At 71.3% G+C, this 12,963-nt stretch carries 14 protein-coding genes and 5 pseudogenes; 7 read left to right on the forward strand and 12 right to left on the reverse strand.

Annotated features, from left to right (window positions below):
• Positions 1-148: 148 nt before the first annotated feature.
• Genes BGP03_RS10655 through BGP03_RS10670 form a run of 4 tightly spaced genes read right to left on the reverse strand, consistent with a single transcriptional unit; the run spans position 149 to position 3,153 of the window.
• Entirely contained in the window at positions 149-1,348 is a 1,200-nt protein-coding gene (locus BGP03_RS10655) for an MFS transporter (protein WP_298798448.1), read from the reverse strand.
• Positions 1,345-1,932, reverse strand: a complete 588-nt coding sequence (locus BGP03_RS10660; RefSeq protein ID WP_298798446.1) for a DedA family protein — start codon at positions 1,930-1,932, stop codon at positions 1,345-1,347. Before BGP03_RS10660 ends, BGP03_RS10655 begins: the two co-directional genes overlap by 4 nt.
• A gap of 38 nt (positions 1,933-1,970) precedes the next feature.
• A complete protein-coding gene (locus tag BGP03_RS10665; RefSeq protein WP_296376722.1) occupies positions 1,971-2,582 on the reverse strand; it encodes a phosphatase PAP2 family protein in 612 nt (203 codons plus the stop codon).
• Between the two features lie 31 nt (positions 2,583-2,613).
• On the reverse strand, positions 2,614-3,153 hold the full coding sequence (locus BGP03_RS10670) for a Chromate resistance protein ChrB (RefSeq protein ID WP_296376720.1): 540 nt from the start codon (positions 3,151-3,153) through the stop codon (positions 2,614-2,616).
• A 731-nt stretch (positions 3,154-3,884) separates the two neighbouring features.
• On the opposite strand from BGP03_RS10670, the pseudogene BGP03_RS35850 reads away from it, so the two are divergent.
• Positions 3,885-4,124 (forward strand): annotated as a pseudogene (locus tag BGP03_RS35850) (glycosyltransferase); the annotation flags it as partial.
• A 92-nt stretch (positions 4,125-4,216) separates the two neighbouring features.
• Here the strand turns inward: BGP03_RS35850 and BGP03_RS35855 are convergent.
• The 4 genes and pseudogenes from BGP03_RS35855 to BGP03_RS10690 form a co-directional block, all read right to left on the reverse strand.
• Positions 4,217-4,330, reverse strand: a pseudogene (locus tag BGP03_RS35855) (oxidoreductase); the annotation flags it as partial.
• A 231-nt stretch (positions 4,331-4,561) separates the two neighbouring features.
• Positions 4,562-4,804, reverse strand: a complete 243-nt coding sequence (locus BGP03_RS10680; RefSeq protein WP_298798415.1) for a hypothetical protein — start codon at positions 4,802-4,804, stop codon at positions 4,562-4,564.
• A gap of 88 nt (positions 4,805-4,892) precedes the next feature.
• A complete protein-coding gene (locus tag BGP03_RS10685; RefSeq protein WP_296376714.1) occupies positions 4,893-5,201 on the reverse strand; it encodes a hypothetical protein in 309 nt (102 codons plus the stop codon).
• Positions 5,198-5,671: a hypothetical protein gene (locus BGP03_RS10690; protein ID WP_296376713.1), complete on the reverse strand. Its 474-nt coding sequence runs from the start codon at positions 5,669-5,671 to the stop codon at positions 5,198-5,200. The genes BGP03_RS10685 and BGP03_RS10690 overlap by 4 nt, the downstream gene beginning before the upstream one ends.
• A 76-nt stretch (positions 5,672-5,747) precedes the next feature.
• On the opposite strand from BGP03_RS10690, the gene BGP03_RS10695 reads away from it, so the two are divergent.
• Positions 5,748-6,413: a TetR/AcrR family transcriptional regulator gene (locus tag BGP03_RS10695; protein WP_296376711.1), complete on the forward strand. Its 666-nt coding sequence runs from the start codon at positions 5,748-5,750 to the stop codon at positions 6,411-6,413.
• Positions 6,414-6,539: 126 nt separating this feature from the next.
• Here BGP03_RS10695 and BGP03_RS10700 read toward each other — a convergent pair whose 3' ends face one another.
• Positions 6,540-7,385, reverse strand: a complete 846-nt coding sequence (locus BGP03_RS10700) for a helix-turn-helix transcriptional regulator (RefSeq protein ID WP_296376708.1) — start codon at positions 7,383-7,385, stop codon at positions 6,540-6,542.
• A 100-nt stretch (positions 7,386-7,485) separates the two neighbouring features.
• On the opposite strand from BGP03_RS10700, the gene BGP03_RS10705 reads away from it, so the two are divergent.
• On the forward strand, positions 7,486-8,613 hold the full coding sequence (locus BGP03_RS10705) for an aldo/keto reductase (protein ID WP_298798412.1): 1,128 nt from the start codon (positions 7,486-7,488) through the stop codon (positions 8,611-8,613).
• A 26-nt stretch (positions 8,614-8,639) separates the two neighbouring features.
• Here the strand turns inward: BGP03_RS10705 and BGP03_RS35860 are convergent.
• Positions 8,640-8,801: pseudogene (locus BGP03_RS35860) on the reverse strand (TetR/AcrR family transcriptional regulator); the annotation flags it as partial.
• A 305-nt stretch (positions 8,802-9,106) separates the two neighbouring features.
• Here BGP03_RS35860 and BGP03_RS10710 point away from each other — a divergent pair.
• The 4 genes and pseudogenes from BGP03_RS10710 to BGP03_RS10725 form a co-directional block, all read left to right on the forward strand.
• Positions 9,107-9,220 (forward strand): annotated as a pseudogene (locus BGP03_RS10710) (transposase); the annotation flags it as partial.
• Between the two features lie 233 nt (positions 9,221-9,453).
• Positions 9,454-9,780, forward strand: a pseudogene (locus tag BGP03_RS10715) (low temperature requirement protein A); the annotation flags it as partial.
• Between the two features lie 83 nt (positions 9,781-9,863).
• On the forward strand, positions 9,864-10,268 hold the full coding sequence (locus BGP03_RS10720; RefSeq protein ID WP_298798451.1) for a hypothetical protein: 405 nt from the start codon (positions 9,864-9,866) through the stop codon (positions 10,266-10,268).
• Positions 10,269-10,275: 7 nt separating this feature from the next.
• Entirely contained in the window at positions 10,276-11,184 is a 909-nt protein-coding gene (locus tag BGP03_RS10725) for a LysR family transcriptional regulator (protein WP_298798410.1), read from the forward strand.
• Positions 11,185-11,189: 5 nt separating this feature from the next.
• Here BGP03_RS10725 and BGP03_RS10730 read toward each other — a convergent pair whose 3' ends face one another.
• Positions 11,190-11,777: a class I SAM-dependent methyltransferase gene (locus BGP03_RS10730; RefSeq protein ID WP_298798408.1), complete on the reverse strand. Its 588-nt coding sequence runs from the start codon at positions 11,775-11,777 to the stop codon at positions 11,190-11,192.
• Positions 11,774-12,730, reverse strand: a complete 957-nt coding sequence (locus BGP03_RS10735; protein ID WP_296376698.1) for a CocE/NonD family hydrolase — start codon at positions 12,728-12,730, stop codon at positions 11,774-11,776. The genes BGP03_RS10730 and BGP03_RS10735 overlap by 4 nt, the downstream gene beginning before the upstream one ends.
• Positions 12,731-12,963: the final 233 nt, after the last annotated feature.

Genomic DNA, 12,963 nt, shown 5'->3' on the forward strand with positions numbered 1-12,963 from the left:
CGCCTCGTCTATCCGGCGATCAAGCCCGGCGTGTCGCCAACCCCGGTGAAAGACGGAGGCCAGGGGCCGGCGGGCGCCTCGTCTATCCGGCGATCAAGCCCGGCGTGTCGCCAACCCCGGTGAAAGACGGAGGCCAGGGGCCGGCGGGTCAGCCGCGGTCCCGGCTGGGCGCCGTTGCGGCCACGGTCACGCCGACGGCGGCGAGCAGCGCAGCGAGGCCACCGAGCCCGAGCGGCAGCGACGCGACCGCGGCCACCGCGCCGACCAGCAGCGGGCCGCCGGCGTCGCCGAGTTCGCGGCCGACCTCCGCGGCGCCCATGGTCTGCCCCAGCCGTTCGGCAGGCGCGGATGCGGCGAGGGCGGCGAACGCCAACGGGGTGACCGCCCCGACACCCACACCGACCGCGAGCGCGGCACCGAGCAGCCCGACCACCCCGGGCAGGGCCGCGGCGAGGGTGAACCCGACCGCGGACAGCACCAGCCCCCCGGCCATACCGGCCCGCTCGGGCAGCCGCCCCGAGTCCCGCGCCCGCCCCGCCCACGGCTGCACCAGCGCGGACGCCGCCGCCAGCACCGACACCACCGCTCCGGTGGCCACCGGGCCCAGCCCGGCCACAGCGCCGCGGACGGGCAGGAACCCGACCCCCACCGACAGCGCCGCCGTCGTCGCCGCCAACGCCACCGTGGGGCGCAGGAAACCTGGTTGGGTCAGCCGGCGGACCAGGTCGAGCACTGTCTGGCGGGCCCGGGGCAGCGCCCGCAGCGTCGGCACCGCGACCGCGGCCCACACCGCGACGACGACGGCGAGCACAGCCAGCGTGGTGAACAGCAAGGTGAAGCCCCCGACGCTGATCAGAACCCCGCCAAGCAGCGGCCCGAGGGTGTACCCCAGGCCTTTCCAGGCTCCGTAGCGGCCGAACGCCCGACCGTGGCCGGTCTGCGGTGTCAGCCGGGCGACCATCGCACCGGCAGCCGGGGAGAAGGCCGCCGCCGCGGCGCCCTGCCCGAAACGGGCCAGTCCGACCGCGGCGGGACTGGCGCCGGCCAGGACGAACGCGGCCGAGGCCAACGCGAACGCGAGCAGCCCGCCCAGCAGCACCGGGCGCGGTCCGATCCGGTCGGCCAGCCACCCGAACACCGGTTTGAGCAGTACCTCCGCGCCGTCGTAGACCGCCAGCAACAGTCCCAGCTCGAGCAAGGACACGTGCTCGGGCCCGGTGATCCCGCCGAGGCTGGCCGCGATGCTGTGCGCGCCGAACGCGGTCACGAACCCCGCCGCGTACAACGGCAGTAACCGCGCCCGCCCCACCGCAGGAGACGGGACCTCTGGCTGCTCGCCGCTGCTCATGTGGCCCGGCGCTGCCGGTTGCGCCGCCACAGCCATCGTCCGATCAGGACGACGACGAGCACCCCGAGGGCAGCAAGGAGATAGAGCTCGTAGCGTTTCAGCTGGTCGTAGATGGCGGTGAGGTTGTCCCCGGCGAAGTAGCCGACCGCGCTCCAGGTGGCAACCCACAACGCGGCACCGAGGGCGTTGAACGCCAGGAACCTCCGCCACGGCATCTTCGCCAGCCCGGCGACGATACCGTTGGCCTGGCGCAGCCCCCCGACGAAACGGGCGATCGTCACGACCTTCCCGCCGTGGCGCATGAAGAACCCCTCCGCCTTGTCCAGCCGGTCGTCGGTGAGGAATACGTAGCGCCCGAATCGCAGCACCAGCGCCCGGCCACCGAAATGCCCGATGGCGAACCCGACGTTGTCCCCGGCCAGCGCGGCGAGGAACGCGATCAGTACGACGAGCACGATGTTGAGCTGCCCGGCGCCGGCGTAGACCGCGGCGGCGATCAGGATCGTCTCCCCCGGGGCAGGGACCCCGAAGTCCTCGACAAACAGCAATCCGCCCACGGCGAGGTAGCCATAGGAGTCCAGCACCGGGGCCAGTGTCCCGAAGATTCCGGGCAGATGCGGGGTCAAGACACCACAGCCGATCCGGCGTCCGGCATGGTCGTGAGCAGCGGCCGAAGCACAGTGGCGGTCAACCGGCCGACGAGCGCGGCCAACAGCCTGCACACGAGCCGGTAGCCGATCAGCGTCACCACGGCACCCAGGACCAGCCCGGCCAGCACATCCCCGGGCCAGTGTGCTCCGACGTAGACCCGAGCGGTCGCCATCAGCACGGCCGCGACCGTCGCCACGCCACCGACACGCCGCGACACCATCCACAACCCGGCCGCGACCGCCCCGGCCATCACCGCGTGGTCGGACGGGAACGCTGGATCGACCGTCGGGGCGACCAGCAGCAGGGGGTGATCCAGCACCGCGTACGGGCGCGGCTCGGCAACCGCGGCCACCGCGAGCTGGTTGACCCCGAGCGCGACCAGCATCCCGATCGGCGCCCACAATGCTGCCGTCATCGCCTCGGTATTCGGTCGGATGCGTGCGGACCACCACCCACACAGCAGCAGCGCCGCGAACAGCACCAGCCCGTAGGAGGCGTACTGCACCGCCGCCCCGTGCAGCCATCCGCTGTTCCGCGCGAAGTGGTTGATCAGCAGGAACAGTGTCGTGTTCAGGTCGTTCACAGTTCGTCTCCCTGCCCGCCGTAGTGGCGGGTCACATCTGGTGCAGAGCGGTGAAGACCTGCTCGGTGTAGTGCTCGAGGCGCTCGGCGCAGTGCTTGAGCTGCTGCTCGGCGTCCGCGGCCTGGGGGGCGCCGAACACGTCGCGGGCCCGGATGTCGCGGTACCAGCGCCGCAGCCGCTCCAGGCTCTGTTCCTCCTCCTCCAGCTCGGCAATCGTCAGCTTCTGGATCCGGAGCTCCTTGTCGATCTCGGCGTCGAACTTGCCGCAGTCGGCCAGGAACTCGGTCCATTCCGCCGTCCGGTCCACAGTGAACAACTCCCGCATACGCGCCGCGTCCCGCTCGTGGCGCCCAGCAGCGGACAGCACCACGACCTCGCCATCGCCGCGCTCGGCCAGCTCCACGGCCCGCGCGACACCATCGGCGAACACTGCCACGTCGGGCACGGCCCAGCTGCCCTGCCCGAGCGACACCGCGCCCACCCGTCGGAGCTCCCGCCACACCGCAACCCGGTGTCGCGACGGTTGCGCCGGTACTCGCACCAGCAGCACCAGCCACTGCACTTCGTCCATCACATGTGAAAACGTATCGCGTGTTACAAAACAGTGGTGACGCAGTCATGTCGCTACCGGGATCCGCAGCGATGCTGTCGCTCCGAGATCTGGGTCACCCGTCGACGCCATCCTCGCGGCTGCGTTCCTGGCCGGGCTGATCGTCAATGCCACGCAGGACTGGGGTGGGCCGACCCGCTCGCCGGCTTCTTACTGTCTTCTACGCCAGCCGCAAAGCCGCCAGCACCGTCCGCGCCGAGCAGTTGCCTCCCTATCCGGCACGGCCGTACCCCACGCCCGATCATGATCGTCCCGATACCAGGCCGATGGCAATGTGCGCTCGACCGCCTCCGCGTGTGGAGCTATTCGCTGACCAGCACGACAGCCGGCTCTGCATGGAGCCCTACGTGAGTGAAAACCCCTTGCAGCCTCCCGTAGGACGCCTTCTGGCTCCACGCAGAGACGGCGATGCCCGCTACTCGGCCATCTCCAGGTCGGCAAGCTCGACGGCGAAACACTGGAGTCGTTCCGCGCGATCCCCGACGTCCTCGAACCACAACCGGAACCGCCCTGTCGAGGTCCACACAGGACTGACCGATCCCCGAGGCCCCAGCTTCCCCGAACCCGCGTCGCCACCTTCAGGCAATCCGTATATCGGCATAAACCAGGACAAAGTACTGTTCTGTGAATGATTAATGATGAATAGCCCGTAAGGTTCTCGCGATCGCCGAGGTTCGGTGAACCGGCGCATAATGCGCCATCCCGGGTGGCTTGATGACGCCCGGAAAGGCAGCATCAGCGGGGTGAGCAGCCCCCTGGTCAGCGTCATCACCCCGGCACACAACGTGGCGCCGTGGATCGGTGAGGCGATGGACTCGGTCCTGGCCCAGTCCGAGAGCCGGTTCGGGTATCTCGTCGTGGACGACCATTCCGGCGACGGCACCGCCGACATCGTCCGCGAACGCGCAGCCGGCGACGGTCGGGTCCGGCTGCTCGGACTCGCCCGGGCGTCACGTCGTCCGGCGGCGCCCACCGCGTGGGCGAGGACGCGGTCGCCTGGGTGGAAGCGGGTGACGGCGCTGCTGACCTCGACGACCTCACCGGCGATGTCGGAGCCGATGACGAAGGGGTACGTGATCCAGGGATAGACGATGTTGCCGGTGGCCTGGAGGATCCAGTCGAGGGGGTTGACGGCCACGGCACGGCCACGCAGCGTTGTCGGGAGGCACTGATGTCTCTCTCGTTCCCGGCACGGGACGGTGTGTCCTCCAGGGTGGCCGGCGCGGGCGGCGAGCCGGGGGTTGTCCCCGTCCCGTCCGGGTCAGCTCGACGGCATTTCCGTCGGAGCCGATCGCCCGTATCCGGAAGTAGTGCTCGTAGCCGGTGGGGCGCAGGCCGCGTACGCCGTCGGGGGAGAACCCTCCGGTGGTCAGCAGCCGGAGCCGGAACGTGGCGGCGGGTCCGTGGAGCGCGGCTCGTCGTTGGGCAGGTCGGCGCCGCCGATGCCGAAGACGCCGCCTTCGCCGGGCTGTGCGGGGTCGACCCGGTTGAGTTTGGCGGCGACCAGGGTGGGCCCGATGCGGTAGCCGCTGTGATCCGTGTGCGCCTCCAGGCCCACAGCCGACCGGTCGCCGGTCGGGCCGGCCAGGGTCAGGGGGTGATCGGTCGGCACGATCTGCAGCCGGACCGGGTACACGGCGGCCGGCCCGGTCGTCTGCCGGTTGCCGAAATGGCTGAACAGGACGACCGTCTGGCGCTCGTCACGTTCCCCGTTCGGGACGACGCCGGCGGTGTCCCGCCCACGCTCCGCCGGCTGCGCGGACCGATTCCCGGTCGAGCGAGGGCACCCCGATGATGCCGACGAACCCCAGCCCGGCGGAGAGGATCTCCGGCCGGTCGGTGTAGTAGTCCGCCGCCACCAGCCGGCCGTCGTAGAGGTCGTCGTACACCTTTCGGCCGGTCAGCCGAGGCACGACCACGACGGCGCCGATCGCGACGAGGAGCGCGCCGGCGATGCCGATCGCGAGGATCCGCCGGTGGCGGCCGATCCATCCCGGGGCCTGCGTCACCGGCTCCTCCGGACGAGGAGCGAGGCGAGAAGGGCGATCGCGACGACCGGCAGCAGGAACTGGTCGGCGACGCCGCCGGGCGGTGGGTAGGCGCTGACCACCGGTTTGATGAACCCGACGAGCTGTCGCAGCGCCAGTTCCGCGGTCACCACCAGCAGCATCAGCGGTACCAGACCCCGGTAGCGCCACAGCACGAGCCAGATGAGGAACGCCTCCAGCAGTTGGGCCCCGCCCCATTCCGCGAGCAGGAAGACGATGTTCGCCCCGCCCGCGACGTGCACGTCCATCGAGGCGATCGACTGGGCGCCGCTGTCCGGGGCGAAGATGTGGATCAGGCTGCGGACGGTCCCGGCGACGTTGACCACGAGCAGGACGATCATCGGCAGGAGCGGGCCCTCGCGGCGCATCGCGTCCCGCGGCAGCAGCCGGGACGGTTGCAGGTGCCACTGCCGGCTGTTCAGTGTGCGCACGTTCGGCTCCCTCGTCGTCGTCCTCGGCGACGGTAGGCCGCCTACAATATTCTGTCGAATGACCTATTATTCGGCTGTGTCGCAGCCATCCACGTCCCGCGGCCGGCCGGCCGGCCGGCCGCGCCAGGACGATCCGGAGGTCCTGACCCGCGCTCGACTGCTCACGGCGGCCGCCCGCGCCTTCGGCCGGGGTTACGCCGCGATGAGCGTGCGCGCTCTCGCTCGCGAGCTCGGGGTCAGCCAGGCCGCCGTCCAGCACTACGCCCGCACCAAGGAGGCCCTCCTCGAGGCGGTCATCGACGAAGTGATGGTGCCGCGGCTGGACGCGGCCCGGGGGCGGTCAACGGCCGTTCTCACACGGGCGTGTGACAACCCCGCCCCGGCTCCGGCGCAGCTCGAGGCGCTGTTGCGGCACCGGGTCAACGCTCTCGTGGACAACGGTGGGCTGATCACAGCGGTCCTCACCGACCGCTCTCCCGGGGCTGCCCGGCGCCGGGAGCGGCTGCTCGCCGCCCTGGGGCCGGCGCTCGACGAAGGACTGGGTGCGCTGAAGGCGCTGTCGGACCACGGCCTCGTCAGGCCGATGTCGAGATCGACGTGGACGCTGCTGCTCATGTTCGTGATCCCGAACATCGCCCCGTCGTGGGCGTTGCTGGAGCAGGTCGGCGTCGGGGAGCCGGCTGCCCTGGTCGACGTCCTGGACGAGGTCGCCGACCTGCTCATGCACGGCCTCGTCCCATGACCTGCACCGCACAGCCGGCCCGGCTGCACGGCTGTGGTCAACCGACGGGTGGGGAGAAGGCTGCGTCATGCCGGTGATGGACGCGCGACCCAGGTCCGTCTGTCGACGAAGGTGCGCTGAGATCGATCAGGGTGCGACGGCGAGATCCTGCACGCCGATGACGCGCAGCAGATCCAGCTTCTCGCGCGTGCCGGTGCCGGGTCGCGGATGAAGCACCACGACCGTCTGGCCGCCCACCGCGCTGACCAGCGTTTCGCACAGCAGGTCGAGCACGCCGACCTCTGGATGATCGACGCGTTTGGCGTCGGCACGCCGTACCCCCACGTCGTGCACCTCCCACAGGCCGGCAAACTCGGCCGACCCGGTCTTCAGGTCGGTCACGAGCCGCCCGACGTCTGGGTCGGCCCCGCGCCGGCCGTGCGTCGCACGCAGGTCCGCGACCTGCGTGCGGGAGTGCGCGTCCCAGTCCTCCTGCGGAATGCGATCGCGGGAACCGGGGACGCAGAACCAGCGCCACGCGGAATAGCGGTGCTGTCCGCGCAGCGCCGAGATGTCGCCGGTGATCGCGACCGACATCGCGTTCTGGGCCAGGACGACCCCGAGGTCGTCGACGACCATCGCCGGGCAGTCGGTGAGCCGGTCGAGCAGATACAGCAGCCCAGGGCTCAGATGCGCGCTCGCGACGTGCCGTGACGGCGGCGCCTGCCCGGCCAGGTGGAACAGATGGTCACGCTCGTCGTCGGTGAATCGAAGTGCGCGTGCAAGTGAGGTCAGCACGTCAACCGAGGGATGCGGGCCGCGCTGCTGCTCGAGACGGGTGTAGTAGTCGGTCGAGATCGCCGCGAGGCCCGCGACCTCGTCACGGCGCAGGCCAGGCGTGCGGCGCCGGATGCCGGGGGGCAGCCCGATGTCGGCAGGTGTCAGCCGCTCGCGGCGGTTGCGCAGCAGGTCGGCGAGCGCGGCTCGGTCCATGAGCCCAGGGTCCCCGAGCGGCGCCGGTACAGCCAGGGACGGCCCGTCCCCCGATAACGGCTCTCTGGCGCGCGTGCCGCCGGCCGCGCAGGCTCAGGACATGACCACCTCACACCTGTCGACACGACAACTCGGCAGCACCGGGCCCACTGTGGGCGCGATCGGCCTCGGCTGCATGGGCATGTCCGGGGCTTACGGTCCGGCCGACGAGAGCGAAAGCGTCGCGACGATCCGTGCTGCGCTCGACGCCGGGGTGACCCTCGTCGACACCGGCGACTTCTACGGGATGGGGCACAACGAACTGCTGGTCGGGCGCGCGCTGCGCGACCTCGACCGCGAGCACGTCACGCTCAGCGTGAAGTTCGGGGCGATGCGCCCGCCGGGCGGAGGCGTGGGCGGCTTCGACGGGCGTCCGGAGGCGGTCGGCAACTTCCTGTCCTACTCACTCGTCCGCCTCGGGGTCGACCACATCGACATCTACCGTCCGGCCCGGCTCGACCCGAACGTCCCCATCGAGGACACGGTCGGCGCGATCGCCGACCTGGTCGAGAAGGGGTACGTGCGCCACATCGGGCTGTCCGAGGTCGGGGCCGACACCATCCGGCGGGCCGCAGCGGTGCACCCGATCACGGATCTGCAGATCGAGTACTCGTTGCTCACCCGCGGCATCGAGGACGACATCCTGCCGGTCTGCCGCGAACTCGGCATCGGCGTCACCGCCTACGGCGTCCTGTCGCGGGGGCTCATCGGTGGCGGTACCGCCTCGTTCGGGCAGGGCGACTTCCGCTCGATGAGCCCCCGCTTCCAAGGCGGGAACTTCAAGCACAATCGAGACCTCGTGGCCAGGCTCGAACCGATCGCCCAGGCCGTCGGAGTCAGCGTCGGACAACTGGCCATCGCCTGGGTCGCGGCGCAGGGCGACGACATCGTTCCGGTCATCGGCATCAAGAACAGCAAGCGTCTCGGGGAGGCCGTTCAAGCGGTCGCAGCAACCCTGAGCTCCGACGAGCTTGCGTCAATCGGGCAGGCCGTCCCCCGCAACGCGGCCCACGGTGATCGGTACCCCGCAGCTGGACGGCACAGCTCGACAGCGAACGATAGGCCCGCGGCCTCGGTCCAGGCCTGCTTCCGGGTGCGGCGGCCGCAGGAGGCCCCGGCCGTGAGCCGGGCGAGATCGTCGAAGGCGTCGATGACCAGCGCCGTGAGCAGTTCGTCGCGTGAGGCGTAGTAGTAGTGCACGCCTGCGGAGGCCATGCCGAGCCGAGCGGCGATGCCGCGTAGCGTCACCGCGTCGGGCCCCCCTTCGGCCAGCAGCGTCCGTGCGGCGGTGCGGATGTCAACAAGGGTGGCGGCACGCCGCTGCTCGCGGCGCGTGGACGCGGTGACCGGGGACATCGACGAAGACGAGAACGACATCAGCAGGTCTCCGGCGGCTTCGAACCCGTGTCGGCGCCGGGAGAGCCCGCCTCGACCCGTTCCACCAGGTTGTCCATCGCCATCCGCATCCCCTTGACGAACCGGCTCTCCCGCTGGTTTGGGCACCTGTCAGAGCTTGAGCGCAGCTCAAGCTCTACCGGAAGAAGGGCGGCGGCCCGGTGGCGGCACAGCGTCGAGCAGGGCGGCCACCGCGGGATCTTCTTCTGGAGAACTCTCACAGAACTTCAGGAGGCTGATCACGCGATGACCGCACCGTCCATTATCGACAGACCGGGTTCCTGCAGCTCATCGACGCCGATGCCGACGCCGTGTGCGGGGCGGCCTGGGGCTGGCGCTCCGAGCAGCGGACCGACATCCGCAACGGTTATCGGCACCGCGACTTCGACACCCGCGCCGGGCCCCACACCTTCGCCGCCGCCGACGCCCTCCGCCCGCGGCCTGTCCGGGGTCCGGCTGGTCACCTCCGACGCCCCGGCCGGGATGGTCACCGCGATCGGCGTGCGCCACTGTTTCGCGGCAATTCGTAAGCTGGATCGAAGGACCCACCTCGCGCCGCACGGCGACACGACACCGGATGGGAACGATGAGTACGGGACATGCCGAGGCGACCAGGCCATCCTGGCGACGACCGATGCCGGCTCGCGACCCGGACGAGCAGCACCGCACGTCGACCCCGCTGGAGCTGCTGTTCGATCTCTGCTTCGTCGTGGCCGTCTCGCAGGCCGCCGCGCAGCTCGCACGCGGGCTCGAGGAGGGCCACCTCGGCACTCTGGGCGGGTACGCGATGGTGTTCTTCGCGATCTGGTGGTCCTGGATGAACGTCACCTGGTTCGCCTCCGCCTACGACACCGACGACGTCCCCTACCGGCTGTTGACCCTCGTCCAGATGGCGGGGGTGCTGATCCTTGCCGCCGGTGTGCCGGCGGCCCTGAACGGTGACGACTACAGCGTCGTCACCATCGGGTACGCCGTGATGCGGGTGCCCGGGATCGCGCAGTGGTTGCTGCCACCCACGACCATCCGGAGGGGCGACGGACCGCCGTGCGCTACGCAGCGGACATCGCCGTGGTGCAGGCGCTGTGGATCGCCCGGCTCGTTCTGCCCGGATCGTGGATCGTGGCCACCTACGTCGTGTTCGTGTTCGTGTTTGCGGTGCAGGCAGCGCAGCCCCACGCGCACCTGGCGGACGTCGACACCGGCCTCGCCGTGGCCGCGCCGGTGACGGTGTTCCTGCTGGTGATCAGCCGATTGCGCCGGCTGACCTGGCCCGTGGGCAGCCACCGGCCCATCGCGGCGCTGGGTATGGCCGCCGCGGTGCTGGTGTGCGGCCTCCTCGTGGGCGTGCTCGAGGTGGGGACGGCCGTGGTCGCCATGGGTCTCGTCCTCGGTGTCGCACTCACCCCGTTCCTCCGGCTGTCCAGGCGGCAGCCCGCGGGCTCGGGCTGACCACACCGTGGACGTCAACCTGGCCCGGCTGCGAATCTTCCTCGCGGTGGCCGACACGCTCCATTTCGGGCGCGCCGCGCGTCGGCTGCGCATCGCGCAGCCGTCGGTCAGCCAGCAGATCGCCCGGCTCGAGCGCCAGACGGGTTGCCTGCTGTTCGTGCGCGACAGCCGCGGGGTGCGGCTCACCGCGGCCGGGGAGGATCTGGTCCGTCGAGTGGGACCCGCGGTACGCCAGCTCGACGCCGCCGTGGAGGACTTCGCGCGCTCCCACATGTCGGGCGCGGTCCTGCGTGTCGGGTTGCTGTCGTCGCTGGCCTCGTACGTCGTCCCCGTGGCGGCCGCGTCGTCGAGGGTGCGGGCGCTCGGGGTCGAGACCACGCTGCGGGAGAGCTCGCTCGGGGTGCTGGTCCAGGGGCTGCTGGCCGGGGACCTGGACGTCGGGTTCTGCTACCGCACCGCGGAGACCGGCGCGCTCGACGGGCTGCGGGCCACGGTCCTGGACCGGCGTCCGGTCACCGTGGCGCTCCCGCGACGGCTGGCTCCGGACGAGGAGTCACCGTGGCGGTGGTCGGCGCTCGACGACCTGGCGTGGATCATGCCCTCGGCCAGCCGGCAGTACCGGGAGGACATGGCGGCGCGGTTCGAGCGACGCGGGGTGCGGGTGCACGTCGTCGCGGAGGCCACCACGCTGTCCGGTCAGCTGGCCCTGGTGGCTGCGGGCGTGGGCGGGACGTTCACTTCGCCCTGGGTCCCGGTACCGCCCGGCGTGTGCGCGGGAACGATGGAGGACGGCGAGCAGCTCGAGCTGCTCGCGGTGCACCGCGGCGAGGTGCCGCGCGCCGATGCGGCGGCGCTGGTGTCCGCGGTGCGTGAGGTCGTGGACCGCGGACGCGGCGGTCCGGTCGGGTTGCGGTGACGACGTCACGCTTCGCCCTGGACGCGGATGCTCGCGGCCGTGTCGCCGTCGAGGAAACGGGTGCGCCAGTCCGGTGAGGTGGACAGCACGCCGCGGAAGTCGCCCGTGCCGAGATCGAGGTTGGTGGTGACGAGCAGCCCGCCCGGTGTGACCAGCGCCTGCAGCCGGGCGAGCAGCGCCGGGCTCGGTGCGTAGCCGTCGAAGAACGCGAGATCGTACGGCCCGGGCAGGGACGGGAGGACGGCGTCGAAGTCGCCCTCGTGGACGGTGACCCTCCCGGCCAGCCCGACGCCCCCGATCTGCACACGGGCGAGCCGGACGTGCTCGGGATCGTTCTCGACGGTGTCGACGTGCCCGCCACCGGTGGCCCACCAGCACGCGGTGTAGCCCAGCGCAGTGCCCAGCTCGAGCACCGCGGCGGGCCGCACCCGGGCCGCGACGGCGCCGAGCACGGTGCCGTCCGCGTAGGAGTAGGCCCAGCAGCCGTGCCGGCGGCGGTGCGACTCGGTGGCGCGGCGGACCGGCGCGAAGGTGTCGAGCAGCGGCCGGGAGTCCACGGCGGCCTGCAGCGCATCGAGGTCGGCGACGGTCACCGGTGGTCCCGGAACCATGCGGCGGCAAGCCCGACGGCGGTGTCGATGACCGCGGGATCCTCGTAGTACTGGAAGTGGTCGTTGGAGCCCTGCCACGCGAGGTGCTTGTCGGTGCCGCGGACCGCGGCGAAGTGGCGCCGCGCGCTGTCGGGGCCGTCGCTGTTGTCGGCGTGCACCATCAGCAGCGGGGTGGTGAGTTCCTCGGCGGCGGACAGCGACTCGAAGTCGAGGTAGGGCTCGTCGCTCATCACGGCGTAGCGGTTCTCCCAGATCCCGCGGTCGGCCCAGCCGTGGTACCAGTCCCAGATCGGCTTCCAGGGCAGTGCGACATCGGTACGCACCGGGTCGATGATCGGTAGGTACTCCACCTCCCCCGTGGCCTCGAACCGCGCGCGGGCGGCCTGTCCGCGGGCGCGGCGGGCCTCGAGCCGGTCGGCGATCTCGGCGGTCTCGACGTCGCCGTTCATCAGAGCCATCCCGCCCATCAGTGCGATGTCGTTGCCGTGGTCGCGGTAGTGGCCGCTGATGGTGGCCACGGCGGTCAGCCGGTCGTCGTCAACGGCGGCGCGCAACACCTCCGAGGAGCCCTCGCAGACCCCGACGGCGGCGAGCTGCGACGGGTCGACCTCGGGCCGGGTCGTGAGGAAATCCAGGGCGGCGCGCAGGTCGGCGACCTTGGTGTGCGGGTCCTCGTAGCGGCGGGGTTCGCCCTCGCTCGCGCCGTGGTGGCGGGCGTCGAAGGCGAGCGCGACGAAGCCCTCGTCGGCGAGGCGGGTGGCGTACTGGACGGGGGCCTGTTCCTTGACGTAGCAGTAGGGGCCGAGGATCGGCACGGCGCCGGACGCCTCGTCGAGGTCCGCGGGTACGTACAGGTTGCCGCGCAGCGTCGTTCCGCCGCTGGGGAACTCGACGGATTCGACGCGGTACCGGCCGTGGACGCTGGATGTGGTCACACCGCGATGCAACCAACTGCGGGCCGGGCCGTCCAAGATCGGTACCTGATAGCGGGTGGCTATCGACCGCTCGGAGGCCACGCTTGTTGGTCAGCGGTGCGGTGATGCGGCCACGATGCGACACCGGACGGTGCGCCATTGGACCGCGGCCGGGCTGTCGGAGCTCGTCGTCTCAGCAGCTCGGCGGTGCTGGGGGTGGTGGGCGTGGGCGGTGCGTAGAGGTGCGGGGCTCG

This window comes from Pseudonocardia sp. 73-21 (genome assembly GCF_001899645.1).
Taxonomy (GTDB): Bacteria; Actinomycetota; Actinomycetes; order Mycobacteriales; family Pseudonocardiaceae; genus Pseudonocardia.